The sequence below is a fragment of the Candidatus Zixiibacteriota bacterium genome (assembly GCA_018820315.1).
Lineage (GTDB): Bacteria > Zixibacteria > MSB-5A5 > JAABVY01 > JAHJOQ01 > JAHJOQ01.
In genome coordinates, this window is sequence record JAHJOQ010000062.1 from 1 (window position 1) to 22,276 (window position 22,276).

25 protein-coding genes are annotated in these 22,276 nt (G+C 50.6%); 12 read left to right on the plus strand and 13 right to left on the minus strand.

Annotation, left to right across the window (positions count from 1 at the left end; all coding sequences use genetic code 11):
• The 6 genes from KKH67_05685 to KKH67_05710 form a co-directional block, all read left to right on the plus strand.
• Nucleotides 1-182: hypothetical protein (locus tag KKH67_05685; GenBank protein ID MBU1318675.1), on the plus strand; the 182-nt coding region annotated here is incomplete at its 5' end.
• A 326-nt stretch (nt 183-508) separates the two neighbouring features.
• Nucleotides 509-1,591 carry a pyruvate dehydrogenase (acetyl-transferring) E1 component subunit alpha gene (gene pdhA / locus KKH67_05690; GenBank protein MBU1318676.1) on the plus strand — a complete coding sequence of 361 codons (1,083 nt, stop codon included), beginning with the start codon at nt 509-511 and terminating at the stop codon, nt 1,589-1,591.
• 3 nt (nt 1,592-1,594) lie between these two features.
• On the plus strand, nt 1,595-2,572 hold the full coding sequence (locus KKH67_05695; GenBank protein MBU1318677.1) for an alpha-ketoacid dehydrogenase subunit beta: 978 nt from the start codon (nt 1,595-1,597) through the stop codon (nt 2,570-2,572).
• Nucleotides 2,573-2,581: 9 nt separating this feature from the next.
• A complete protein-coding gene (locus KKH67_05700; protein MBU1318678.1) occupies nt 2,582-3,859 on the plus strand; it encodes a 2-oxo acid dehydrogenase subunit E2 in 1,278 nt (425 codons plus the stop codon).
• 9 nt (nt 3,860-3,868) lie between these two features.
• Nucleotides 3,869-5,218, plus strand: a complete 1,350-nt coding sequence (gene lpdA / locus KKH67_05705; protein ID MBU1318679.1) for a dihydrolipoyl dehydrogenase — start codon at nt 3,869-3,871, stop codon at nt 5,216-5,218.
• A gap of 14 nt (nt 5,219-5,232) precedes the next feature.
• Entirely contained in the window at nt 5,233-5,880 is a 648-nt protein-coding gene (locus KKH67_05710) for a hypothetical protein (protein ID MBU1318680.1), read from the plus strand.
• Nucleotides 5,881-5,885: 5 nt separating this feature from the next.
• Here the strand turns inward: KKH67_05710 and KKH67_05715 are convergent, their stop codons facing one another.
• The 5 genes from KKH67_05715 to lptB all read right to left on the minus strand — a co-directional run bounded on the left by KKH67_05715 (nt 5,886) and on the right by lptB (nt 10,556).
• Nucleotides 5,886-6,527 carry a chemotaxis protein CheW gene (locus KKH67_05715; protein MBU1318681.1) on the minus strand — a complete coding sequence of 214 codons (642 nt, stop codon included), beginning with the start codon at nt 6,525-6,527 and terminating at the stop codon, nt 5,886-5,888.
• Nucleotides 6,528-6,638: 111 nt separating this feature from the next.
• Nucleotides 6,639-7,610: an HPr(Ser) kinase/phosphatase gene (gene hprK, locus KKH67_05720; GenBank protein MBU1318682.1), complete on the minus strand. Its 972-nt coding sequence runs from the start codon at nt 7,608-7,610 to the stop codon at nt 6,639-6,641.
• Between the two features lie 4 nt (nt 7,611-7,614).
• Complete coding sequence (gene raiA / locus KKH67_05725; protein ID MBU1318683.1) at nt 7,615-7,977, minus strand: ribosome-associated translation inhibitor RaiA; 363 nt, start codon at nt 7,975-7,977, stop codon at nt 7,615-7,617.
• Nucleotides 7,978-8,335: 358 nt separating this feature from the next.
• Nucleotides 8,336-9,748, minus strand: a complete 1,413-nt coding sequence (gene rpoN / locus KKH67_05730; GenBank protein ID MBU1318684.1) for an RNA polymerase factor sigma-54 — start codon at nt 9,746-9,748, stop codon at nt 8,336-8,338.
• An 82-nt stretch (nt 9,749-9,830) separates the two neighbouring features.
• Nucleotides 9,831-10,556: an LPS export ABC transporter ATP-binding protein gene (gene lptB, locus KKH67_05735; protein ID MBU1318685.1), complete on the minus strand. Its 726-nt coding sequence runs from the start codon at nt 10,554-10,556 to the stop codon at nt 9,831-9,833.
• 278 nt (nt 10,557-10,834) lie between these two features.
• On the opposite strand from lptB, the gene KKH67_05740 reads away from it, so the two are divergent.
• Nucleotides 10,835-11,107 carry a bacteriophage holin gene (locus KKH67_05740; protein MBU1318686.1) on the plus strand — a complete coding sequence of 91 codons (273 nt, stop codon included), beginning with the start codon at nt 10,835-10,837 and terminating at the stop codon, nt 11,105-11,107.
• A gap of 175 nt (nt 11,108-11,282) precedes the next feature.
• Here the strand turns inward: KKH67_05740 and KKH67_05745 are convergent, their stop codons facing one another.
• From KKH67_05745 to KKH67_05775, 7 genes are all read right to left on the minus strand, one after another.
• Nucleotides 11,283-13,523 (minus strand): SpoIIE family protein phosphatase, encoded by a 2,241-nt coding sequence (locus tag KKH67_05745; protein MBU1318687.1) that lies wholly within the window; start codon nt 13,521-13,523, stop codon nt 11,283-11,285.
• A gap of 12 nt (nt 13,524-13,535) precedes the next feature.
• Nucleotides 13,536-13,967, minus strand: a complete 432-nt coding sequence (locus KKH67_05750) for an ATP-binding protein (GenBank protein MBU1318688.1) — start codon at nt 13,965-13,967, stop codon at nt 13,536-13,538.
• A gap of 68 nt (nt 13,968-14,035) precedes the next feature.
• Nucleotides 14,036-14,380 carry an STAS domain-containing protein gene (locus KKH67_05755; GenBank protein MBU1318689.1) on the minus strand — a complete coding sequence of 115 codons (345 nt, stop codon included), beginning with the start codon at nt 14,378-14,380 and terminating at the stop codon, nt 14,036-14,038.
• 126 nt (nt 14,381-14,506) lie between these two features.
• Nucleotides 14,507-14,923: a hypothetical protein gene (locus KKH67_05760; protein ID MBU1318690.1), complete on the minus strand. Its 417-nt coding sequence runs from the start codon at nt 14,921-14,923 to the stop codon at nt 14,507-14,509.
• Nucleotides 14,924-14,999: 76 nt separating this feature from the next.
• A complete protein-coding gene (locus tag KKH67_05765; protein ID MBU1318691.1) occupies nt 15,000-15,644 on the minus strand; it encodes a redox-sensing transcriptional repressor Rex in 645 nt (214 codons plus the stop codon).
• A gap of 289 nt (nt 15,645-15,933) precedes the next feature.
• Nucleotides 15,934-16,281 carry an STAS domain-containing protein gene (locus KKH67_05770; GenBank protein MBU1318692.1) on the minus strand — a complete coding sequence of 116 codons (348 nt, stop codon included), beginning with the start codon at nt 16,279-16,281 and terminating at the stop codon, nt 15,934-15,936.
• 190 nt (nt 16,282-16,471) lie between these two features.
• The gene (locus KKH67_05775) at nt 16,472-16,978 is read right to left on the minus strand and encodes a macro domain-containing protein (GenBank protein MBU1318693.1); all 507 of its coding nucleotides are present in this window, start codon (nt 16,976-16,978) and stop codon (nt 16,472-16,474) included.
• 505 nt (nt 16,979-17,483) lie between these two features.
• On the opposite strand from KKH67_05775, the gene KKH67_05780 reads away from it, so the two are divergent.
• The 5 genes from KKH67_05780 (at nt 17,484) to KKH67_05800 (ending at nt 21,226) form a co-directional block, all read left to right on the plus strand.
• Nucleotides 17,484-17,774: a hypothetical protein gene (locus KKH67_05780; protein ID MBU1318694.1), complete on the plus strand. Its 291-nt coding sequence runs from the start codon at nt 17,484-17,486 to the stop codon at nt 17,772-17,774.
• 169 nt (nt 17,775-17,943) lie between these two features.
• Nucleotides 17,944-18,180, plus strand: coding sequence for a hypothetical protein (locus tag KKH67_05785; GenBank protein ID MBU1318695.1), 237 nt, complete (start codon nt 17,944-17,946; stop codon nt 18,178-18,180).
• 271 nt (nt 18,181-18,451) lie between these two features.
• The gene (locus KKH67_05790) at nt 18,452-19,396 is read left to right on the plus strand and encodes a phosphate butyryltransferase (protein ID MBU1318696.1); all 945 of its coding nucleotides are present in this window, start codon (nt 18,452-18,454) and stop codon (nt 19,394-19,396) included.
• On the plus strand, nt 19,396-20,289 hold the full coding sequence (locus tag KKH67_05795) for a phosphate butyryltransferase (GenBank protein ID MBU1318697.1): 894 nt from the start codon (nt 19,396-19,398) through the stop codon (nt 20,287-20,289). Before KKH67_05790 ends, KKH67_05795 begins: the two co-directional genes overlap by 1 nt.
• A 157-nt stretch (nt 20,290-20,446) precedes the next feature.
• Entirely contained in the window at nt 20,447-21,226 is a 780-nt protein-coding gene (locus KKH67_05800; GenBank protein MBU1318698.1) for a carbon-nitrogen hydrolase family protein, read from the plus strand.
• A gap of 28 nt (nt 21,227-21,254) precedes the next feature.
• Here KKH67_05800 and KKH67_05805 read toward each other — a convergent pair whose 3' ends face one another.
• Entirely contained in the window at nt 21,255-22,100 is an 846-nt protein-coding gene (locus tag KKH67_05805; GenBank protein ID MBU1318699.1) for a hypothetical protein, read from the minus strand.
• Nucleotides 22,101-22,276: the final 176 nt, after the last annotated feature.

Here is a 22,276-nt window from a genome sequence, read left to right on the forward strand (position 1 = left end):
AATCAGCCAATTGCATTAACGGTGTGCGTGTGCGAGAGCGTCATTGCGAGCGACCGCAGGGAGCGTGGCAATCTCACACGTTTCACAATCGTAAAAGTCAAATTGAGATCGCCATGTCGCTCGCTGACTCACTCCTCGCGATGACGGATTCCAGCGCGGATTTCATATCGACAATCGAGTGAAAAGGGATTGCCGTCTCCAAAAATGGACTTGACTGGGGAACTATTTGTTGCTACGATAGGTTTGAGACTGTAATGGAATAGGCTAACAACGCGGTCAGCAAACATGGAACGGAAACAGCCAGTCAAAGTACCCAGGAATACAGATTAAACTTGAACGATATTGCGCAAAAAACAGCACTTATACAAGCATCCGAAGGCTCCGACACCTCATCTGAGGCGGAAAGTGGGTCCAGAAGTCCGCATGGGCCGCACGAGTCGGTATAGCGGGGAGAGAATCGAATATGGCTACCCCTAAGCAGGCTCAGGACATAGCAATGAAAGATTTCATGTTCAAAGACTTCGATCCGCTGCAGGGTAAGCGGCTCGAAATCATGAACATTAACGGCGAGATTGTGGCCCAGAAGTGGATGCCGAAGATCTCGGACGAGAAGATCGTCGAAGCGTACAAAACTATGCTCTACGCGCGCATCGGTGATCTCAAGGCTGTCTCGTATCAGAGACAGGGGCGACTCTACACACTCCCGACCAATATCGGTCAGGAGGCCGCTGCTGTCGGTAGCGCGATGGCAATAGAGAAGAACGACTGGATGGTGCCGGCATACCGCGAACTTGGCGCATGGCTCGTCAAGGGCGCAACCATGAGGCACTATTTCTACTATTTCGGCGGAAGCGAAGAGGGGAGCCGGTTTCCCGAAGGGACACGACTCCTGCCGGTTTCTGTGCCGATCTCCTCACAATTGACTCATGCCGCCGGCATCGGCCATTCTATCAATTACAAAGGCGAAAAAGACGTCGTCATCACATACTTCGGCGATGGGGGGTCATCGCAGGGTGATTTCCACGAGGGACTCAACTGGGCCGCAGTCTTCAACTGCCCCGTGATATTCTTCTGCAACAACAATGGCTACGCCATATCGCTTCCGAGAAAAAAGCAGACAAAAGCTCGTACAATCGCGCAGAAGGCGATAGCCTATGAAATCCCCGGAATTCAAATCGACGGGAACGATTTCTTCGCAGTATACAGAGCAACATCTGAAGCGGCAAGATACGCTCGCGAAGGGCACGGCCCGGTGTTGATCGAAGCCGTCACCTACAGGCGCGGTGCCCATACCACATCGGATGATCCTACCAAGTATAGATCGGCTGAGGAAGAGAAAGAGTGGGAGCAGAAAGATCCGCTGCTGCGACTGCGGAAATATCTCGAATCGAAAAACCTTTGGGATGAGAAGAGTGAGCAGGATCATACGGAGGAATCAACTGCCGATATCGAGAGTCAGTTCAAGGAATACGAACAGTTCGAGGGCACTCCGTTGGAGGATATTTTCAAGTACCAATTAGAGGAGATGCCAGACAGCCTGAAGTCCCAGATGGTCGACATGCGCAACTTTATCAACAGGAAGGAGGGCTGATCCATGGCAGTAATGAATATTGTACAGGCAGTGAATTCAGCCCTTGATGCCAAGCTCGCGGACGATGAAAACGTACTTGTATTCGGCGAAGATGCCGGCTATGAGGGAGGCGTGTTCAGAGTCACGGAGGGTCTTCAGAAGAAATATGGCGACAAACGTGTTTTCGACACACCCCTCGCTGAATCAGTCATAATCGGAGCCGGAATCGGGATGGCTGCCAACGGCCTGCGACCCGTTTGCGAGATGCAGTTCTCCGGATTTATGTATCCGGCATTCAACCAAATTATTTCGCATGTTGGCCGAATGAGACTCCGTTCTCGCGGGACATATTCTGTCCCGATGGTGATCAGAGCGCCATATGGAGGCGGAATCAGGGCACTTGAGCATCACAGCGAAAGCGCGGAGGCCATTTACGGTCACATCCCGGGAATCAAAGTCGTGATCCCATCCACGCCATACGATGCGAAGGGTCTTCTTATCAGTGCAATCGAAGACAATGATCCGGTGATTTTCCTTGAACCGAAGAAGATATACAGGGCTATCAAACAGGAAGTCCCCGAAGAGCTATACCGCATCAAGATCGGCAAGGCCAAGGTTCTGCAGGAAGGTACACAACTGACTGTTGTCGCCTATGGCGCGATGATCAGGACGGTGCAACAGGCACTGCAGCACGCAAAGAAAGAGGGTTTGTCTATTGAGTTGATCGATCTCAGGACGATCTACCCTCTCGATAAGGAAACAGTCATGGATTCGGTGAAGAAGACCGGCCGACTGCTGGTGGTGCATGAGGCTGTGAGAAAATTCGGTGTTGCGGCAGAGCTCATTGCTCTTGCCAATGAGGAGGCGTTCCTTCATCTTGAAGCTCCGCCCGCGCGTGTCACCGGATTCGATACGGTCGTGCCGCTCCCGAAGGGCGAGGATTTCTATTTTCCGACTGCCGATCGGATTTACGAGGCCATCAGGAAAACGGTCGACTTCTAAGGAGGATTCATGCTTTACATATTTAAATTTCCCGACATCGGCGAAGGCATTACCGAAGGCAAGATCCTCGAATGGTTTGTTAAGAAGGGGCAGCAGATCAACGAAGGCGATCCGGTCGTCAAAGTCGAGACCGACAAAGTCGTCGCAGATATCCCAAGCCCACGCACAGGCATTGTGAAGAATGTCTTCGGCAAAGTGGGCGAGATGATAAATGTCGAGGATGCGCTTGTGGAGATCGAAATCGAAGGGGAAGAAGCCGAACAAGTCGAAAAAGTTCCTATCGAGGAGGCTGGATTCGGAGTGGTTGGCACAATTGAAGATGCCAAGACAGACGCATTTCTACCCGCAACCGGCGAAGGATTTGAGGATGTTGCCGTAGCTGAAAAAACAGATGTCAGCCGAAAAGTCCTCGCCACACCGGTAGCGCGGAAGATGGCGAAAGACCTCGGAATCGATATCAACAGTATAATTAGGACCGGACCTGCGAAAAGAGTCATGAAGGCGGACATCCAGCGTGCGTTCGAAGCTAAGCAGGCTGGTCCGAAGGTTGGCGTCGCGGCTGCGAGCAGAATCCCCGAGCCGCTTGCCGAAAGAACCGAGATCGAGGAACTGACTCAGATCAGGAAAACAATCGCTGCGCGGATGGTCGAATCGAGATTCACCGCCCCGCACACGACGACATTCGAAGAGGTCGAAATTTCCAGGCTGATAAATGTTCGAAATGAGAAGAAGGATCAGCTTGCGGAACAGGGCGTCAAGCTGACATATATGCCTTTCATAATCAAGGCTGTCGCACTGTCGCTGAAGAGGCATCCGAAACTAAATTGCCGCCTCGACATGCAGAAAAGCCGTGTAATTTACAACAAGTACTACAACATCGGTTTCGCTCTTGATACGCCCGACGGCCTGATCGTACCGGTTATCAATGATGCCGACAAGAAGAGCATCATCGAGCTTGCGAATGAACTCAATGAGAAGGCTGCGCGTGGACGTGACCGCAAACTGACACTCGATGAGCTTAGAGACAGTACATTCTCTGTCACCAACTATGGATCAGTCGCCGGCATCTACGGCGTACCGATCATCAACTACCCGGATGTGGCGATTCTTGGAATCGGACGCATTCTTCGAAAACCGATAGTCAAGGACGATGTGATCGTCCCGGGAAATGTGCTTCCGCTCTCGCTGTCGGTGGACCACAGAATCGTGGATGGTGCGGACGCCGCACGGTTCATCAGGGATCTGATGGTGTTGCTCGCCGATCCCGTTGCAATGCTCGTGATGTAGGAGATAGGCATGAACGAATTTGATGTCATAATAATAGGTGCCGGCCCAGCAGGCTATGTTTCTGCTATCAGAGCGGGGCAGCTTGGACTGTCCACCGCGATCGTAGAGAAGGAGAAACTTGGCGGAATGTGTCTTAACTGGGGGTGCATCCCCTCAAAGACACTGTTGGAGAGCGCCAAACTCTTCGACAAAACTCTCCATGCGGCGACATTTGGAATTGAAGGAATTGACACGAAGGCTGTGACGTTCAACTGGAAGAAGGCCACCGGCCGCAAAGACAGAATCGTGATGCGGCTTGTCAAAGGTGTCGAGTTTTTGCTCAAGAAGAACAATGTCGAAACGATCACTGGTGTTGCGAAGGTCACAGGCAGCAACAAAATAGCCGTCGACGACGCTGAGTTTTCCGCGAAGAACATCATTATTGCCACCGGATCGCGTCCTGCCAAAGGCAGAATGAGCGCGATAGATCAGTCGAAGATCACCGAAGTCGATGAACTCTTTGCTGCGTCGGAGATCGGCGAGAAATTTCTCGTTTACGGCGGCAATGCCAGCGCGTGTGAAACTGCGTATATGCTGCGTCTTCTCGGAAAGAAAGTCACTATGGTAGCTCCTGATAAGGCGCTGATCGGTTTCCTCGATGGCGAGCTGTCGAAGTTCGTTCTCGACAAGTTCAGCAAAAGCGGTATCAAGACATATCTGGAACGCGAGATCACAAAAGACGGAACTGACGGCGTATATGCAGGAGATGATTTCATCGAATGTGACCAGATTATCAACTGCTCGGATCGCACGGCTGTTATTCCGGAACTGCAGAATGTCGACATTGCGATGGAAAACGACTTCGTAAAAACCAACGAATTCATGCAGACTAATATCCCCTCGATCTATGCCATTGGCGATATCACCGGTCAGATCACTGCTCACGCAGGATCCGCGCAGGGGACCTCGGCAGTGAATCATATCGCAGGAATCAAGCAGCCATTTGATCCCCTCAAGATTCCGATGAACATCTACCTCGATCCGGAGCTTGCTTCGATTGGCTTGACCGAAGAGCAGTTGAAAGAGCAGGGCATAGAATACAGAAAAGGCGAGTTCCCACTCACTGTGAACGGTAAGGCGATGGCCGAGGGAACTGCTGAAGGATTTGTTAAAGTGCTCGCCGAGTCGAAGTATGGCGAAATTCTCGGAGTCCACATCGTGGCTCCTTCCGCAACGGATATGATAGCCGAGGCCGCGACAATCCTGCAGCTTGAAGGCACACTTGAGGACGTCGGCCGCGTCGTTCACGCTCATCCTACGGTCAGCGAGGCGCTGCTTGAAGCGACGTTCAAGGCAATGGACAAGCCGCTTCATATGTAGCCGTCCGCCGTGTGATGAATATTCTCAGTCCATATGATCTGCCGGATGCAGACCTGATCCGATCACAAGAGAGCAGTCCAAGGTCATTGGTCTGGGCTCCTGATCACGTGATGGTCGTTATCGGCAACGGTTCCGATCCCGACACTGAACTTCACACCGACTTGATAATCCGGGATAACATACCTGTGGTCAGGCGAGATACGGGTGGATGTGCCGTGATACTCACACCCGAGATGTTTGTTGCCTCGTTCGCTCTCTACGGCAGCGGCTCGACCGATTCTATCAAGTACTTCAGATTCTTCAACACAATAGTCATCAACGCACTTGAGAATCTCAGTGTTGATGGAGTGTTGCATGAAGGGCGGTCAGACATTGCGATCGACGGTCGGAAAATTGCTGGCACAGCCATCTACCGCAACAGAAGCGTCATTTTCTACCACGCAATCATAAATGCCGGCGGAAGCACCCAGCTCATGGAACGATACCTGAAAGTGCCTCCACGGATGCCCGATTATCGAATGGGGCGATCACACAAAGACTTCGTTACATCACTGGCCGAACAGGGATATCAGTTGTCGATTGATGATTTCAGGATGGCGATAGGTAACGAATGCCGCGTTTCGCTGAACGAGGCTATGATTTCTTCACTGCTTAACAACTAAAACACTTATTCCCGACAGCAGCCTCCTAATTCTGTCAATTGATGAGATGTGAGAAGGCAGGACAAATCAATCATCAGCGTGTATTGATCATCCTCACCCAATATTCCCGAAATGCACTTGCATCCGAGCGGGAGTGCGACATCGGACACCGGCTGGATAGCGTCTTTTGACATCCTCTGCACACCTGTAACCGAATCGACTACGAGACCAACTTTCTGGTCGGCAATATTGACGATTACAAACTGAAAGCTCTCTTTCCCAGATCTCCGCTCCAAGTCGAAGCAGTTGCGCAGATCTATCACCGGAATCGTCTTTCCTCTGACATGTATCACTCCGTACGCAAAATTGGGCATTCCCGACTGTTGCATGATCTCTTTGTGGTGTACAGTTTCCTCTACGTCAAGGACGTTTATCGCGAATTCTTCTCCTGCGAGTTTGAAGCAGAGAATCTTTCGAATGTCTGTTGCACCCTCTCCTACCTGTATGTTAGCCCCTGAACAGTAAGTGGATTTCGTGAGCGTCATTTTGTCTTCCTCCGCGATGTCGGCGATCTTTGCCCCGCCAGTGTTGTCCTCAGTACAAATATCGACCATATTTCTCAGAGTCTTGAGGCCTTTTGATGCGCAGGGAATTCTTGTCAGAACCATTCGAATTACGATTGCGGGGCGAGGGGCTGCTAATGCCAGCCTGGGCACGACAAAGCACAAAAAAAGCGGAGAAATCATCTCCGCTCTCAACTTCTAAGATGAAGTTAATGTCTATTCATAATCGCTCTGCAGGTAGACTTTGCTCGCAAGCTGCCGCTGAATCTTCTCCGAAAGCCTCCTCGAAAATTCCACTGCCGTATTCTCGCCGTACGTTTTCTGCATGTGGTTCATCGCGATGACTTCCGAGATGACTGTAATATTCTTACCCGGCGACACAGGAATTGTAATTACCGGGATTTCGACGCCCAAAAGCGAAGTGTACTTCTCTTCCATGCCGAGCCGCTCGTAGCTATCCATAGTCTCATTCCAGAGCACAAGCCTCACCTCGACTTCGATACGCTTCTGCATCCGAATGGCCCTGATTCCAAAAAGTCGCTCTATGTCGATAATCCCAATGCCGCGCACTTCCATATGGTGGCCGAGTAGCTCTGAGCCGGTGCCGACTACAAGATTGGGAGATTTCTTGACAATCCTGATCATATCATCCGCGACCACGCGGTGGCCTCGCTCTGCCAGATCGAGAGCGCATTCAGACTTGCCTATGCCGCTTTTGCCGGTATAGAGCAGACCGACACCATATACATCAACTAATGTCCCGTGAACGGTAACTCTTGGCGCGAATATGTCATCGAGATGACCGGAAAGCTGATTCACGAATTCGGCAGTAGTCAGCCTTGTCTGGAGCACCGCGGTATTGCTCTCTATAGCAGTATCTATCAACTCCTGCGGGGGATTAATTCCTTTGGTAACCACCAACACCGGCAGATCAAATGAGAAGAACTCTCGCAAGAGTCTTTTGCGTTCCTCAGCGGAGCAACTCGTAATGAAGGCGATTTCCGTTTCACCAATGATAAGAGTCCGCTTGTGTGGGAATCGTTTGGTAAATCCCGCTAGGGCGAGGCCTGGCCTGTGGATGGCCGCAGTCGTAATCTTTTTCTTCAGACCTGCCTGACCTGTAAGGAGGTACATTTCGAATTCCTCCTTACAGTCATTGAATAGCTTTTCTACAGTGATTTCTGGCATGACATCAGTAGTCTAGCGTAATATCCTCGTCAGATGTCAGCGGAGGAGGCGTCTCTTTGCGAGCAGAGACTTTCTTCTGGTCTCGGTCTTTGAGCTTGCCTTTGTATTTCTTCAGTTGCGTCTTCAGCTTGTCCGCACTCTCCTCGATGGAAACATACATATCATCCGACTCTCCGGTACCGGTCAGTGTGGCGCCGGAGACCTTGAGAGTGATTTCACTGCGCTGGCGATATCCTTCTACTTCAAGGACAACATTTCCCGAGACAATGCCATCAAAATAGCGTTTGACCTTCTCAATCTCTTCTTCTACAAAGGTCTTAAGCTCCGAAGTAAGTTCGAAGTGTCTGGCGGTAATCGAAACCTTCATGTCAGACTCCTTTCAAAAGCGAATATGTGTGACCCGGCTTACGCCGCTGACGGCAGATCATCAGGGTCAGCCTGCGTGCAGGGTACGCTCCAATTCCCATTTCGATATTGCCTGTCTGAGTCTACGATAGGACGCTCGGTGTAGGAATGTCCTGGCCAATCCCTCTCTACTGAATCTACGAAACTGCAGCTCACATAGTTCCTGGATAAAATGCAGCAATATGCTACCTGAAAGCTCGTGTAGAACAAATTCACACTCTGATGATAGAAACACCCTCTTGACAGCAGAAAAGACCGGGACAAATTTCTTCCCACGTTCTTCACTCTACTTTAAAAGTAATTCGAAGAGCATGAGTAAGTCAACTACTTTCTTTGACAACTCTTTTCCTGAACCGTGCGGGAAGAATCTTAAGTTCTTCCCGGTACTTTGTCACTGTACGGCGAGCAATGCTGATCCCTTCGGCATTCAGGCGTTTGTGGATTTCCTCATCGGAAAATGGAGCGGTTAGGTCCTCGGAGTTGATTATCTCTCCGAGCATCTGCTTGACACTCCTCTTGACGAGTTGTTCGCCTCCCTCGAGTGGTAAGCCGGTGTTAAAGAAGAACTTAATCTCGAACACACCCTGGGGGGTTTGCACATACTTGTCGTTGGAGACTCGCGAGATGGTGGCTACATTCATGCTGACCTTCTCGGCAATATCCTCCATGATTAGCGGCTTAAGGAAATCGGGACCACTCTCGAAAAATTCTTCCTGCTCCTCGACAATCGCCTTCATCACCCTGATCATAGTCGAACGGCGCTGGTTGACAGCATTCAGCAGCCAGCGAGCCTGCTCGAGTTTCTCCCTGACATACTGGCGCGTTTCTGTCGCCGTGTTGTTTCCCCGCTTGAGCAGAGCTCTGTACGCAGAATTGACGCGAAGCTGAGGAACATTCCGGTCATTATGGAACACCACGAACTCATCGCCGACCTTATCGACAATAAGATCCGGGACAATCGGTATCGCCGCGGCATCGAATCTGCCGGTAGTTGGCTTGGGCGACAGGGTACGTATCAGTTCCATCGCCTCCTGCACACGCTCCGGGGTACTTCCGAGAGTTTTCGCAATCTGAAGGTGGCTCTTTCTGTCCAGTGTTTCAAAGCACTCGCTGATGATCCGATATGCAAGAGAACCCTCGTTGCCTCCCTCTGCCAACTGAATCAGGAGCGACTCCTTGAGATCACGAGCTCCGACACCAATCGGATCAAGTTTCTTGATCTTCTCGAGTACCGTGGCAACACGATCGGGCTCGGTCTTAAGGAGCTCCGCCATCTCCTCGATGCTGCATGTCAGGTATCCGTTGTCGTCGATATTGCCGATTATGAACTCGCCGATTGCCACCTCCTCTTCGGACAGCTTCAGGAAGCTCAACTGCTCCAGAAGATGTTCGTATAGAGTCTCGCCGGCTGCTGCCATCTCGCGCTGCTTGTCCTCCGTATGCTCCCGCATGCGCTTGAAAGTATAGTCATCAGCTTCGTCGCCGAGATAGTAGTCCCAGTCGATCTTATCCATCTTGGGATCGAGTTTCGGATCATCTTCAGACAGTGTCGGGCTTTCGATTTCCTCGGACACTTCTTCGACCGGTTCCAACTCCTCCAGCAGCGGATTCGTGGAGAGCTCATGTCTGAGCATCTGCTCCAGCTTAAGCACCGGCATCTGGAGCATCTTCAGCGATTGGATGAGCTGCGGTGCGAGAGTCTGCTTGAGTTTGAGCTGTAGTTCAAGTCTCATATCAATAACTTGTAAGACAATAGGTTGCGAATACTGGTTGCCATTTAACCCTACATAAGTAGTTATCGGCTCTCCGTGCGAATCAGTTTAATCTGAACTTCTCTCCAAGGTATATTTTCCGTGCCTCGGGGTCATCTGCAAGGAATTGTGATGTTCCTGTCTTCAAAATCCTGCCTTCACACATTATATACGCACGATCGGTGATAGAAAGTGTCTCTCGGACGTTGTGATCCGTAATTAAAATGCCGAGATTCTCCTTGCGCAATCCGGCGATGATGCTCTGAATATCCTCGACAGCAATGGGATCGATGCCTGCGAAAGGCTCATCAAGAAGCAGGAAATTTGGCCTCGTAACCAAGGCCCGAGCTATCTCGACCCTGCGCCGCTCACCACCGGAGAGTGTGTATGCATAGCTCTTTCGGAGCCTCGCCACGTCAAGTTGCTCGAGTAGCGACTCGAGTCGTTCCGTTCTTTCCTGTCTGCTCAGTGGTTGCATCTGTATAATAGCCTTAAGGTTATCTTCCACGGTCAGTTTCCTGAAAATCGACGGCTCCTGCGCAAGGTAGCCTATTCCGCGCCTCGAACGCTTATACATTGGCAAACCGGTAATATCTGAATCATCGAGCTGAACCGTACCCTTGTTCGGCGTGACAAACCCGATGATCATATAAAATGTGGTCGTCTTCCCAGCGCCATTCGGTCCGAGCAAGCCGACAATCTCGCCACAATTGACCTCAATCGACACCTGATCAACCACTCTGCGCCTCTTAAAGACCTTCACGAGGCTTTCTGAGTAGAGCTTCCCCATTTAACTCCTGTGCATCACCGAATCTGTTGTCCGGCAAATAGTTCGCTGTCCTTGCAATCCTTCGGGAAGAACCTGGTCATGGCCAATAATACCCTCGTTGAGCCAACCTATATAATATGCTACTAAATGTTGACACTGTCAAGGCATAATTCTTGCTACGCTGTCGAATTCTCCTCTCGGCGGTGCAGGCTCTGAGGTTGATCTTACACGATAACTATAGATTGCGAACCGGCTTTTAATAAAGTAGTATTCCTGTGATTCAGGAGAGGAGGTCTGACATGAGACTAAATGTCAAAGCCCTCGCACTGACCTCAGGGATACTGTGGGGATTGTCAGTCTTTGTGGTAACCTGGTGGGTCCTTGTGTTTGAGGGAGCAACCGGAGACATCACTTGGCTTGGACATATCTATCGTGGTTACAGCATCAGCTATGTAGGGAGCGTCATTGGTCTGTTGTGGGGGCTCTTTGACGGACTGATTGGCGGAGCCATCTTTGGCTGGCTGTATAACTTTATTGCCGGTCGCGGAACCGGCAGAGCAGCCGGCGCCTGAGTTCATGAAATTGCGGGAGTCGGTTTTCGACTCCCGCAATTGGCGCGTAGCCGCGATCTCAGATAGCGGTTTGACCGAGTCGAACGAAGCGAGTTGGCAGAACCCTTCGAAGCTCAGGACATGCCGCTCCGTCGCGCCTCGCGCAACTATAGGATTTTGCCCTACTCTCCCAAAATCACACGTTATTGATCTTCAGCACCACGACCGTCATGTCGTCTTCGGGGGTGGTGCTGGCAGAGAAAGAACGAATCTCAGATATGACCAGTTCGGTGAGATCGTTGGCGGGAAGATGTCTGTTATCTTTTATGAATTTCACGAGGCGGCCTTCACCGTACTCTTCGGACTTTGCATCGTGCGCTTCGTTCAGTCCGTCTGTGTAGAAGAAAACGAGGTCGCCCGGCACAAGCTGGAACTTGTTGCTTTCATACGTCGCTTTCGGAAAAGCGCCCATCAGCAAACCCCCGGTCTCAAAATACTCTATCGATCCATCCTGTCTGATCACGAATGGATAATTGTGACCGGCGTTGCAGTACGAAAACTCAAGATTCTCCTCATCCAGTTCACCAAAGAAAAGCGTTACGAACTTCTCGGGCGAGGTAGACGTCGAGATGAGGTAGTTCGCATTCGCAACCATGTCGGAGAGCGATCGTTTGTTTCTGACTTCTGATCTGAGAGTCGCCTGCAACTGTGAAATCAGCAGCGCTGCAGGCATGCCTTTCCCGGATGCATCAGCAACCACTACACCGATCGTATTTCGCTCGGTGTTGAGAAAATCGAAGTAATCACCGCCAACTTGCCTTGCCGGCTCAGTGAACGCTGCAAACTCGAATTTCTCGCTGCATGGGAGGCTCTTGGGAAGCAGGTCGTTTTGAATCTGCCGTGCAAGTGCCATTTCCTTTTCGAGACGCTGCTTCTCGAGGGATTCTTCATAGAGCCAAGCATTGGAAACCGCCGTGACAAGCTGATTGCCGAGTATGTTTAGAGTGGTCATGTCTTCATAGCTGTAACTGTAGCCGGATACCTTGGGCGAAAGAGCCACAAAACCGAGCACACTCCTGCGGTCCTGCAGTGGCACGATCAATTCATAGGAACCATGCTTGAGTTCCTCCCAGCACTCTGAGCCATCCAGCGGAGCGGCAATCAGCTCATCGATGCTGACCGGCTTCTGATGCTCTCTCAGCTTCTCGATCATGGAATCGGTCGACAAGAATTTCATGTGCGGAGGCTGTGTCTCTGCAGCAGACGAAAGTTCATACGATCCGGTGGTCCAGTCACGAAGGCAGAATGATACTCTCTCCACCAGCATCTGTTCACGGAGCACGGTCGACACGTTGTTCTTGAGCTCATCCAGATCGAAGATAGTCGCAAGCCCTCGCGAGAACTGCTCCGCGATATTCCTGAAGTCCGACTTGTCGCGGATGAAGAACCGCTTGATCACATTGTCGACGTAGTTCATAACCGGCTGGAAGAATATCAACGCGACAATGATAAAGGCGACATCGATGACCGGCGCGTCTCTCCCGAAAATACTGCGCGTGATTTTGCCGAGCTGACTGATAATCAGCATGTACATCCCGACCAGCAATCCCGATGTCACCGTGTAAACCAGCGATTGTCGAACGATCAGTCTGATATCGAGGAATTGATAGCGGATAATAGCATAGACTATCGATCCGGCACCGACCAGCAGCGAAACTGTCGCGATTGTGGACTGAAGCGCAGCACCCAAATTCAGGATACCAAGATTCGGGAGGATGAATGCCAGAACATACAATCCGACACTGATACGCACCCCCCAGATCACGATTGATGTCTGAGTCCGGAGCCTCTGATTGGTTACTGTCTTGTATCCACTGTACAGCAGGGCAGATGCTATCAGCACGTACACAAGATTGACTACCGCGAAGAACTCCAGATGCACTTTGATCATCGATCCGACAATGGCAGAGAGGAATTTGGTGCCGAGAGCAAATTGGTCAAACAGCCATTTGAGTGCTTGCGGGGGATCATCGACCGAAAGCCACCGTATGATCTTGTCGGGGTCATAGAAAAGGGTTGCAAGAATCACATGGAACACGTGGGGAATGAAGATCAGAAATCGCGCTTTGCGATGCCGGGTGACGATCTGTCGCTCAACCGGAAATGTCATGGAAAACAGCACCAGTTGCGGGAAGAAGAGTTCCCACAGCAGTGAGAGACCGACAATTGCAGATTGCGGTCGACTTCCTCCAGTGTCTACAGTGAAGAAATTGCCGAGCGCGGCGAAGAGCGGTCCCAACCCCACCAGTATCAGCATCAGCCCTGTGATACGGTTGAGGCGTCGCCTGGGGTTGTCCCTGAGCACAACTGTGCCCGTGAACAGCAGCAGGACGCTACTTATGAAAAGAATAATAGATACAAGAAGCTGATAGCTCATCTTTCGACTCTACTACTGAAAATCATCCGCGGACAGAAATTTCGTTAGCGTGGCCTTGGTGCCCCATCCCGCCTCAGAGCTGAATTCGATCTTATCAACGAGGGATCTGGCAATGAATATGCCTCGGCCTACTTCTTTCATCAAATTCTCTTCCGCGAGCGGATCTGGTACCGTGGCCAAATCGAACCCCGAACCCTGATCCAGGATACTGACTTCTAACTTCTTGTCCTCAAGGACAAGACGGATCATAACCTTTTTCGATGAATTGCCGCCATTTCCGTGCAGGATGGCATTGTTGATCATTTCGGTAGCAGAGATTGCGATGTCGGCTGTCAGGCTCTGGTCAATTCCGATCTCTCCAAGATTAGATTCAATGAAATCATCCGCTTCCGCAAGATGCTTTTGAGAGCTCGGTATAACAAGTTCCTTGTGCAGTTTCTTCACGCTGTCCTCTGATGTATGAAGTCAAAAAAAGGCAGGCTCACGCCCGCCTTTGATTACGGTTTTCTCTTTCACTTCACCGAGAAGGAGGAGATAGCTGTCTCAACATCATCGTGAGACTCAAACACTGTTACCAACTTTGTGATTGTCAGGAGAGACTCTATTTTCTCCGTGACGTTTGCAAGCTTCAGATCGCCACCATTGTGCCTCATTGTGGTCAACCCCGAAATGAGGATTCCGAGACCTGTGGAATTCATCCAGTCGACACCCGAAAGATCGATCACTACTCGCTTCTTGTCATGCGCCACCAAATCGTGCAGCATTTCGTGCATGGCTGTCGCATCGGGTCCACCCATTATTTTCCCTTTGGGCTCAAGGATGATAATTCCATCCTGCTCTCTACTGCCAAGCTTCATGCCGTTCCTCCTCGGTTAGTTATTTGTACGAGAACAACTTTTCAGTGTTGCAACGCGACCCTGCAAAAACAAAAAGCCATTCATCATCTGAATGACTTACTTTGTACGGCACTTGTGCATGTGAGTTTATTTGAACAGTGCCTTGATTTTTCCCCAGGTAGTCTGTTTGACTTCCAGGCTGATCTTTACAGCGAGATCGACATTGGACTTTCCAGCTGCGGCGAAAATGCTCGGCTCTGCCTTTCGGCCGTCCACATACACCGTCACTACATCACCATCATTCTGATATCCCTTGACATCGGGCTTCAGCGGGTCATATCGGTAAATGGTGATGGAATAGCTACCTGTCTGGGATACCGCAGTCCGAGCAACTTCGTCCGTTCCGATGACAGCCACCAATTCCGTACCGATCGCAGCGGGAGAACCATCTATCTTGAGAGAGCCATATGCCTCACAATCGTCTCCAAATGGCGACGCAGACAACCAGGAAGCCAATAGGAGGACTCCCAGCAACGAGGCGATGTAGAACGACCTTTTATTCATTTATAGACTACCACTCTCCATACCGATTATACCCACGTGCAAAATGATTGTCAAGATCAAAAAACGGACCCGGCGGTTAGGAACGACCCTTGGCGTAGCAGAGTGAGAATGAGAGATATTCCAGTTCCATGGCCATATTCTCGTTTCGTACATCAACATCGTCCGGGACCTTCAGGTTTACCGGCGCGAAATTCAGGATGGCCTTGATGCCTGATCGTACGACATCATCCACCAATATCTGCGCCGTGGCGGTCGGGACTGCGATTATCACGATTTCGATATCACTATTGGTGAGTTCCTCGAATATGTTCTTGATATCAGAAACGATGATCCCTTTGTGATTCGATCCGATCTTGCGCTGGTCATTGTCAAAGAGCTTCTTGATTTTGAAACCCTGTTTCTGGAATTCCTTGTATGAAACAAGTGCTGACCCTATGTTACCGACCCCGATCAAAGCAACATTCCATGTACGATTAATCCCGAGAATCTCGGCTATTTTATTGCGCAGTTCAGTCACCGGGTAACCGAGGCCACGTGTACCGAATGAGCCGAAAAACGAGAGATCCTTCCGAACCTGAGCAGGCGTAAGCTTTTCTCTTTTAGCTAGTTCCTTGGATGAAATTGTCTCGTAGTTCTCCTTCTCAAGCTGATTGAGAGCTCGATAGTATATGGACAACCTGTGTATCGTCGACTCTGAAATACGCCTATCTGTACTGGCCATCTAATCTCCTGAACCTACCCTTTCAACAAACATAGTTGTGAAACGTTTCACAACTATGTTGAAATTAATGGGATGAGTAGACTGTGTCAAGGGAAAAAGAGAGAAAGATGACATTAATCGTCAAAATTCCGCCCGCCTTGTCTGGCAAGGCTTTCAGACGGGTCCGCTCAACGTGTGTGGACTTCTGGCGGCGAAGCAATCAGACAACTCGGCCACATGCCGTGAGTCCGGAATCACAGATTGCACTCAAACGCAACTCCGGCTGGAACAAGCCTCATCATCTGAGCGATCAGCTATAACCGAAGCTCGTTATGGCATCTTCTCGACTCTCGTAAATACTGAACACCTGTGCAAGCCGCGTGATCGTCACAATTTTCTCGATCTTGCGGGTCAGGTTTGAGAGTTTGAGTTCACCGTAATTGCGCTTGAAGCAATTATGGTGGTGGATCAAAGTCCTGATACCGGCCGAATTGATCCAGTCGCAATCACTGAGGTCTACGACCGCTTTGTTGCAACCTCGACCGATGGCAGCATAGAGCTTGTCATCCAGGTGCTCGGCCTCCTCAAGTCCTCTGATGCGTCCTTTGATCTCAAGTACGATCACTCCGCCGTGGTCAGTGCAGGTTACCTTCATCATTCCCTCCTCGCATCTGTTCCATACGAGCAGAAACTTCTACTCTTAGCGAGCCGCTCGGAGGAGTCGAATCGGTTGCAGTATCAAACGTTAGACTGGCCGACGATTCACGTCCCGCTCTAAATATACGAAAGAATTTCTGATTTGAAACATTTATTTCTATAGTGAATGTCGAATCCCGTCAGATTGTCGGTTAGGAGGCGTCAGCCAATACAGTTTCAAATGCCGCAGATGTCTTAGCGTCAAACAACACAAACTCGACTCTTTCGATGGAGACCGGCGAATGCTCTCTGACAGTCGCAATCATGATTCGTGCGCACTCAGCGACATTGAATCCACCAACACCGGTCCCGATAGCAGGGAATGCCACGGATTTCAACCCAAGCCCATCAGCAACTCGCAGCGACGATTCAGTCGATTGTCGGATGAGATGCTCGGATGTCATTAGATCCTGCCCCATGCCTGCCGCATGAATGACATGTTTCGCGCTGAGCATTCCACCTGTAGTCGCGACCGCATCTCCCGATTTGATCGGTCCTTTGGCAACAGCTTCCCGCTCGATTGCCTCGCCCCCTCGTCTCTTAATAGCACCTGCAACACCGGCACCCATCCAGAGATGATTATTAGCGGCGTTTACAATCGCATCGCAAATTGATTCTGTGATGTCTCCCTGGACGACAGTGATCTCGATAGGTTTCATTCTTCAGATTCCTTCGCATCAGTGATACAGAGTACGGACAACGGCTCAGGCAGTCAATAACAACAGTAAGTGTGATGACGAATGATGCTGCCAACCGTGAATGAGCAGACGACACTTGACCGATGTGAGATGTAATTGTGATCAATATCCGATGATCCAACGCTTCATTTATTGGACAATTTTCAGATACTTCGGAGCGCCGAGTTGCACTGAGAGTCCGGGTAGTCTCATCTGAGCCTTTTAACGTATTGAGATACAATAGCTTGCGGCTCCGTGCATGCGAGAGTGCTTGTCTGTGGCGGCTACCGGCTGAACAACTTCACTCACAACGAATTACACCACTTTTGTCTAAAGCTTTCTGAGAATTGGCCGAAGAAAAGAGAGAATTAATGAGGAGGGAATATCCAGGATACTGGAAGGGCTCGGCAAAGTTGATCTCTTCCAAACTGTGAAGAGTCCCGGAGCGTTTCCTCATCCTTTTGTTACAGGTTTAAGGAGGAGAACAATGGTCAGACGCACAAACCGTCGTCGCATTGCCAGCGGCCGCAAGGTCAGAAACACTCGCAGCCGCACAACCACGCCGAGACGTACCCCGAACACCCATCGGACATTCAGATTCAAACCGTGGACGCCATTTGAGGTAAAGACCCTCAGGCAGATCTTCCGCGACACTCCGACAAAAGACGTCGCCAAGAAGCTCGGTCGCAGCATCTCTTCGGTGCAGGGCAAGGCCGGCTATCTTGGTCTGCGCAAATCGGCTACCTACTTGAAGAAGATGCACAACTCCTGGCAGTAGAAAGCAGTTTTGTGTCTGTTGAAAGGCGGTTCATTGAACCGCCTTTCTTGTTTGAATTTTCATGGGATCCAGCTTGAGCCTCGTATCGAGTCATTCGGTTGTGAAAGATATCGCAAATCCTTGACACATAGGCTCCCTGACCGTACATTCCGATTTGACAGATTTATTGATGACAAGCTATGTTTGCATGAAAGTTCTGATGTCTGGCAGTGAGGTGGTCGCGAGGGGCTCTTTCGAAGCGGCAGAGTGCCTTCGCGCGCTGGCATGGCTGAAGCCGGGTGGAACCGCGATAACATCGCACACGAGGCTCGTTCCCCCGATTACGACAATCGGCAAGTTCACCTATCCTGATGATCCGGTAGCTATGCTGAGAGAGAGTCGAGAACTAATGAGATATCGATGCTGACGCGATAGCGATTGAACTCGGGAATTCACGAAAGGTAGGAGGATGACCCGTGGCTGAGGTCGTTCCGGTTATCAATCCAGGGTCGACATCGATGGGATTATACTGACCGGAGGAATGGCACATTCGCGAATGCTGCTCGACGAGATCGAGCAGTATATCGGGCATCTCGGCAAAATATACGAACGACCGGGCGAACTCGAAATGAAAGCACTCGCAGAAGGAGTGTTTAGAGTTGTCGATGGAAAGGAAGCGCCCAAGGAGTACATACAGGATGGAACCGATAACCTCAGCGGCCATGATTATCGATGCCGCACGCAAACTCTCCGAGAGGAAGAAACGAAAGCATGTCGCTGTGGCTTCTGCAGCCGATATTGCGGTGCTCGAGGCTGTCTCGACTGCCGAAAGCCTCGACATCTGCGATGCCACTCTTTTCGGGGACGATGAAGAGATCAGACAGATTGCCGACTCGGAGTCGATTGACATCAGCAACCTCGAGCTGCGGCACTTCAGTGATCCGACGGAGGCAGCGTACAATGCGGTCAAGATGGCCGATGGCGGTGATGCCGATGTTATCATGAAAGGCTTCATTGCGACCTCGGCTCTTCTAAAGACTGTTCTGTCGAAAGACTTCAACCTTCGCGGGAAGAACCCTATGTCGCACACCGCAGTGCTCGACATACCGGGTTATCACAAGCTGTTTGGGATAACAGACGGTGGAATGATTGTGAAGCCCGATTTCGAGACGAAACTGCAGCTTATTGAGAACGGGTCACTCATTTTCAATGCGCTCGGATTCGAGAAGCCCAGAGTGGCGCTCTCAAGTGCGGTCGATTATGTGCATGAGAATTTTCCATCGACTATCCTGAATAAGCGCATCATGGATTTTTTCGAGGCTGGTAAGATCCCTGACTGCGAAGTGTTCGGTCCGTTGACTTTGGAGGCAGCGATCTCGAAGGAGATTGCCGCGCAACGCGGGATCGAGAGTCCGGTCGCCGGCGATGCCGATCTCTTTGTAGTAGACTCGATCGAAGAGTGCAATATTGTGTCGAAAGTCCTTATCCTGTTCATCAAGGCGACTTTTGCAGGTGTGATCGTCGGCGCGAAAGTGCCGGTGTCACTGGTCTCCCGAACAGATACGGCGGAGAACAAGAAGGCTTCGCTCTCGATTGCATGTCTTGTTGCAGACTATCTGGCTGAAGAGAGAGGGGCCGCGTAATGGTAAAAGATTTCCACGGCATAGAGGAACTCGTTCGGTCCCGTTGCACTACGCCGAAGCGGGTTATGGTAGTCGGAAGTTGTTTCTGGCGCTGGATGCTCGCTCTTAAGCAGGCAGCTGACTCTGGACTGGTCAGTCCAATCCTTGTCGGCAATGAGAAGTCGATACGTGAGAATGCTGAAATCCACGGCATCGACATTTCGGGATTCGAGCTAAGGAATGTTGTCGGGGATGTGATCGACCCTGCGGTCGCAGCTATGAAATCTGACGGCGTCGATGTGATCGTTCGCGGCGATGTCGGTGTGCTCGATATGCTGAGCGCTCTATTTAGTCGGAAGTGCGGCTACCGGATCGGAAAACAGCATGTCTCCGGTATCAGCGCGCATTTTGTCGGTTCGCTCGGACGATTGCTGTTCGTGACCGATCCGATTGTTACTCCTGCGCCGGATCTAAGAAAGAAAATCGCTATCGTCGAAAACGCAGTCGCATTCACTTGCAATCTTGGCTTCACGAAGCCACGAGTTGCACTAACGGCTGCCGTTGAAGTTATCTATCCGGTCATGCAGCACACAGTCGAAGCGGCTGTCATATCCAAAATGAACGAACGCGGCCAGATTAAGGACTGCCTCGTCGACGGCCCTCTCTCCCTGGACACTGCTGTAATCGAAACTGCCGCAAAAGATAAGGGAGTTGCCGGATGGGTCGCCGGCAGAGCGGATATTCTCGTTCAACCGACGATCGAGACTTCCTACGGAATGTACAAGGCGTTTGTTCACTGCGTGAAAGCACCGTCAGGTTCGGTCGTCGTTGGCGGCAAAGTGCCGCTATGTGTAACATCGAGAGCCGATTCGGTCGAGACTAACTACCACTCACTGTTGATGGCTCTGGCTTAGAAGGTAGGCCGGAGTGCTCTAACTCTTGCCAAATGCACTTCATTGGCAGGTCTCGGGGAGACCTGCCCTTTCTTCCATATTGAACCAATTTCTAACAATTGACCGGAAACATATCTCATACAGCGCGTATAGTATAATGTGTATGAGGTAGGTTGAGATGATGATCCGTATAGTTCTGTGCCAGCTCCCGATTGGAAATGGAGCACTGACACTCCGACATAAACTCGAAATAATGAAACGTGGCGCTGACTTCGTCTGTCTGCCCGAATATGTATTCATTCCGCCGGGCTCAAAAGACTACTCGGCATACGCGGCAGAATACGAGCGCAATATATTGTATCTTGCCAAGCTTTCGAAAGATCTGAACACAACAATGATCGGTGGCTCGATCGTGATGCGGTCATCAACGGGCATGCACAACACGAGCTTCGTATTCAGCAAGGGTTACAGAATCGGCTGCTACAGCAAAGTCTACCCTACTGTCGGTGAGATGGAGAAGGGCATTATGCCGGGGAAGACATTCTCGTCGTGGAATATTGGCGGCGTACGTGTCGGTGTGCTTGTCTGCGCCGATGTTCTGCATCCAGAGAGTTTCGATGAGATGGGCAAACAGGAAGTTGACATCATATTCGTGCCGACGACATCTCCCCATCTTCCCGATGATACGCTTGAAGCGAAGAAGAAACGGGATGAAGAGCTGTTTGTCAAGGGTGCGCGCGCAGCTCGAAGCTATGTTGCCAAGACCTGCGCAGTCGGCTCGATATTCGGCAAGAGGCTGCAGGGGAGGTCGCTGATAACTTCCCCCGAGAAGCTCCTCTGGAATGTCTTCCCGGAATCGGAGTCAGAGCCGATCATTCACTCGTACGATCTCGACATCAGTAATCTTCAGCAATACCGCCGCAAAGAAATGATCGCCCGGCATGTGATGATGCTGTGATTCGTATTGGAATCGGTAGCGCGCCAGTTCAGAAACCTATTCCTCTGAGCCAGCTTCTTGCGATCATCCTCAATCTGAATGGGTGATCAGCAGTGAGCAGCGATGCCACCTTTGAAGAACTCCCTTCTTTGTCCGGATGGCCCGCATACTGCAGAATGGAGTTGCGGGCGTATCCCGAAGCGGCGTAGTCACGAAGGATTCGAAGTGCGTATACTCTTACCTGTGCGGAATCTAACGAGATGGTGCGATAATTAGCTATTAACCTTCTGCACGCGCTCGCAGCATAGACACTGCCTGGATAGGTGTTAAGAAGCTCCTTGTACTTCTGGATGGCGAATTCGCCAATACGATATTCCATCGCGTCCTTCCATATCTCGTACGCCGATACCTCATCTCCCGTCGGTTCGACTATGTCAATCTCGAGTGGCTCGGAGTAATAGGTGTTCGACATCACTCCCCTGATGTAAATGTGTCCATTCAGCGGTATTTCATGGTCGAGTGGCGACTTCCATGATATCGGATAGCCTTCCAGTAGATTGAAGAGCGAGTATACCGTATCGCTCGGTGCAAGGTGATAATCCGGGAGTACTCCCCTGTCACCGAAATCATAAGTCATTCCGCAGTATGGAAGTGAATCACGGCCATCTTCGACGACTATGAATCTGAAATGATCCCCTTCAGGAAACGGCAGATTGACCATGACAGTGTCTTCTTCGTGGTTGATTAGCAGAATGTCGATCCAGATCGGCTCCTCAAGGAAGTAGGTTGTCTTGTCGCAGAGAAGCTTGAGTTCAAGGTTTCGTGGTTCCTGCGCTGGTGCAGGGAGGCTGCTTATTACAACTAATACCATTAAGATTACGGTGATTCGTTTCATACACTGAATATACATACCAGCATTTGGATTATTCCAAGTTGATTTCATCATTCTTGCTGGAAAGCACATTTACATTCTCGATGCGAATATTGCGGGCACATCCAATCCCACATTGGATAGTGGGCTACGCTGTCAACCTTGGAGCCGAATCGGAGTTTGTGGATGCACTTTTTTCT